This window comes from Gordonia rhizosphera NBRC 16068, from assembly GCF_000298195.1.
Classification (GTDB): domain Bacteria; phylum Actinomycetota; class Actinomycetes; order Mycobacteriales; family Mycobacteriaceae; genus Gordonia; species Gordonia rhizosphera.
Genome location: NZ_BAHC01000005.1, coordinates 1 through 3,606, shown reverse-complemented (window position 1 = coordinate 3,606; position 3,606 = coordinate 1). Strand labels below are relative to the sequence as shown.

Genomic DNA, 3,606 nt, shown 5'->3' with positions numbered 1-3,606 from the left:
GGGAATTTCTCGGATTGGCGATTTCACCGGGGGACCCTCCTAGATTTTTGGTCTGACCTATTGTAACGTTGGTCCGTAACGATGTGGAGGTTCGGATGGATCTGAATGATTCGCCGCAAGAAGCGCGGTTCAGGGCTCGCGTGCGGCAGTGGTTGGCCGACACGTTGCCGACACTGCCCTGGCCGGAGCCGGCGCGGCTGGAGGACAAGCGCGGGTTCTGGTCGGTGTGGCAACGCAAGTTATTCGATGCCGGGTTTGCCGGATTGTCGTGGCCGACAGAATTCGGTGGTGCCGGTGCCGACGCCAAGGTCAAGGCGATCTTCAACGAGGAGATGGATCGGGCGGGAGCTCCCGACCGACTGAACATCATCGGTGAGGATTTCGCCGGTCCCACGATCGTGGCCTTCGGCGACGACGACCAGAAGCGCCGCTACCTCGAGCCGATCCTCACCGGCGACGAGATCTGGTGTCAGCTGTTCTCCGAGCCGGAATCGGGTTCCGACCTCGCGTCGCTGCGCACCAAGGCAATCAAGGTCGACGGCGGCTGGCGGGTCTCGGGCCAAAAGATCTGGACATCCCGCGCCCAGATCGCCGACAACGCCATCCTGCTGGCTCGCACCGGAGGCGGGGAGCGCCACAAAGGCATCACCTACTTCCTGCTCCCGATGACGTCGGAGGGGATCACGGTCCGGCCGCTGGAACACATGCTCGGCGAGGCGGAGTTCAACGAGGTGTTCCTCGACGACGTGTTCGTGCCGGACTCCGCGGTCGTCGGCGAGGTCGACGGTGGCTGGACGGTCGCGATGGGGACACTCGCCTTCGAGCGGGTCGGCATCGCGACCGGACGCGTGAACACCAAACAGGCCGTGGCGGATCTGATCGACCAGGTCAAACGCACCACCACCGATGAGGGTCGCGCGCTCACCGCAAAACCCGAGATCCGGCAACGTGTCGCCGATCTCTACGGCCGGGCGCTGACCCACTATCTGATCGGACAGCGGGTCATCACCGGAGCGGCCTCGGGGCAGCCACCGGGCCCGGTCACGTCGATCGGCAAGCTGTACTTCTGCCCCCTGGTCGAGGACATCGCCGATTTCGGGCTGGAACTCAGCGACTTCGGCGGTCAGTTCGGGCTCGCCGAGGACGGCGACGACGCCGATCCCGACCAGCAGCGGTGGCTGCGACTCGCCTATCAGGCACGCGGAACCGCCATCGCCGGTGGATCGACCTTCATCCAGCGCAATATCGCGGCCGAGCGGGTGCTCGGGATGCCCCGGAACTGAGAGAGGTGGCGTGATGAGCAGCTACGTGTGGACTCCGACCCCCGACTATATCGAGAACGCGAACGTCACTCGGCTCGCCCGTGCACACGGCATCGACTCGATCGGTGATCTCCGGGCACGGTCGACCGATGACGTCGCGTGGTACTGGGACGCCGCGATCACCGACCTGGGCATACCCTTCGCCACGCCCTACACGAGGGTGCTCGATACCGCCGGCGGAGTCGAATTCCCGGACTGGTTCGTCGACGGCACCTTCAACGCGGTCGATGCCTGCCTCACCCGCTGGCTGGCCGACGGCGCGGACCGGCCCGCGATCGTCCACGAGGCCGAAGACCAGTCGATCGCGACGCTGACCTACGGCGAACTCGCCGAGCAGGTGGGTCGCGTCGCCGCCGGCCTGGCCGAGCTCGGTGTCGGCGAAGGTGACGCGGTGGCGATCTACCTGCCGATGATCCCGGAGGCCGTCGTCGCCCTCTACGCCGCGGCGGGCATCGGCGCCATCCTGGTACCGCTGTTCTCCGGGTTCGCCGCGCCGGCCATCGCCTCGCGACTCAACGACGCCGAGGTCAAGGCCGTCGTCGTCGCCGACGGCACGATCCGCCGCGGCCGCACGGTCGACATGGCCGCCGAACTGATCAGGGCGCTGCCCGACACTCCGTCCGTCCGCTCGGTCATCACGATCGACAACGTTGGCCGCACCGTCGATTTCGGCGACCTCGACATCACGACGATCGCGTGGGACACGCTCGTCGACCCAGGCCGCGCGCCATACGAGTTCCGCCCGTTCCCGGCGATGCAGACCCTCATGCTCGGCTACACCTCGGGTACCACGGGCAAACCCAAGGGTGCGGTCCACACCCACGCAGGTTTCACGATCAAGGTGGCCACCGAGGTCGCGTATTCGTTCGACATCTCCGTGGGCGACACGTTCTGCTGGATCACCGACATGGGATGGGTCATGGGTCCGCTCGCGGCGTTCGGCACGCATGCCAACGGCGCGACGCTGGTGCTCTACGAAGGCTCCCCCGACGTCCCGGACACCTGCCGCCTGTGGGATCTCGCGCAGCGCCATGAGATCACGATGCTCGGTGTGTCACCTACGCTGATCCGGGCGATCAAGGGCACCCCACTCGAGGAGATCGCGAAGCGTGATCTGTCCGGCACCCGGGTGCTCGGTTCCACCGGCGAACCCTGGGATCCCGACTCCTATGACTGGTTGGCCGCGGACGTCTTCGGTGGCCGCGTGCCCGTGATCAACTTCTCCGGCGGCACCGAGGTCGGCGGCTCCTTCCTCGCGCCCTACCCCGTGGAGCCGATTCCGAGTTGCTCCCTCGGCGGGCCGTCGCTCGGTATGGACGTCGACGTCGTCGACGACGACGGAGCGCCGTTGCGCGGCAGCATCGGTGAGCTGGTCTGCCGTCAGCCGTGGCCGGCCATGACGCGTGGTGTGTGGCGGGACCGGGAGCGCTACCTCGAGTCCTACTGGTCGACCTTCCCGGGAATGTGGTGTCACGGCGACTACGCCCTCATCGACGACGACGGGCGCTGGTACATCCTGGGCCGCTCCGACGATGTGATGAACGTCGCGGGCAAGCGGCTCGCCCCGGCCGAGGTGGAGTCGGTACTCACCACCCATCCCGCGGTCGCGGAGGCCGCCGCGGTGGGGGTACCCGACCCCAAGAAGGGCGAAACCGTCTGGGCCTTTTGGGTTCCCCGCAAGGACGCCGACACCGAGGGCGTTTCGGATGAACTGCGCCGGTTGGTGGCCGCCGGCGTCGGAAAGCCGTTCGCGCCGGCACAGGTCTGGATCGTCGACGCGCTACCGAAAACCCGCTCGGCCAAGATCCTCCGTCGCGCCGTCCGGGCCGCCGCCATCGGGACCGACGTCGGTGACCTGTCGAGCGCGGAGAACCCCGAGGCCGTGGACGCCATTCGTGACGTGGTGCACGGCGCCGACCGAACCGCCGTGCAGGGCACGGGCGTGAGCTGAGGAGACCAGATGCATTGGGAGTTGTCCGACGAGCAGGAGCTGTTCGCCTCCTCGCTCCGTGAGTGGATCGCCGCAAAGTTTCCCACCGAGACGGTGCGGGAACTGGAGGCCTCCGACGGCATGAGCAGTTTCACCGATGCCCTGATCAGTGAGGGCTGGTGGGGCGTGGGATACCCGGAAGAGGCAGGCGGTCAGGGCGGCGGGGTTCTCGAACTCGCACTGGCTGCACGGGAGTTCGGACGAGCCGCGGTGCCCGACTCCAGGTGGTTGGCGGCCGCGCTGGTGTCACCGCTGCTGAGCGAGGACGAACTGGCCGCCCAGCTCAGCGGTGAG

Annotated in this window: 3 protein-coding genes; all 3 read left to right on the top strand. The window is 67.3% G+C overall.

All coding sequences use genetic code 11. The features are described from left to right. The first annotated feature begins 95 nt into the window (after nt 1-95). Nucleotides 96-1,283, top strand: coding sequence for an acyl-CoA dehydrogenase family protein (locus tag GORHZ_RS00320; RefSeq protein ID WP_006329157.1), 1,188 nt, complete (start codon nt 96-98; stop codon nt 1,281-1,283). Between the two features lie 13 nt (nt 1,284-1,296). Continuing rightward, nucleotides 1,297-3,273, top strand: a complete 1,977-nt coding sequence (locus GORHZ_RS00315; RefSeq protein ID WP_006329156.1) for an AMP-binding protein — start codon at nt 1,297-1,299, stop codon at nt 3,271-3,273. A 9-nt stretch (nt 3,274-3,282) separates the two neighbouring features. Next, nucleotides 3,283-3,606 (top strand): acyl-CoA dehydrogenase family protein (locus tag GORHZ_RS00310; protein ID WP_006329155.1); only part of this gene is annotated, 324 nt, incomplete at its 3' end.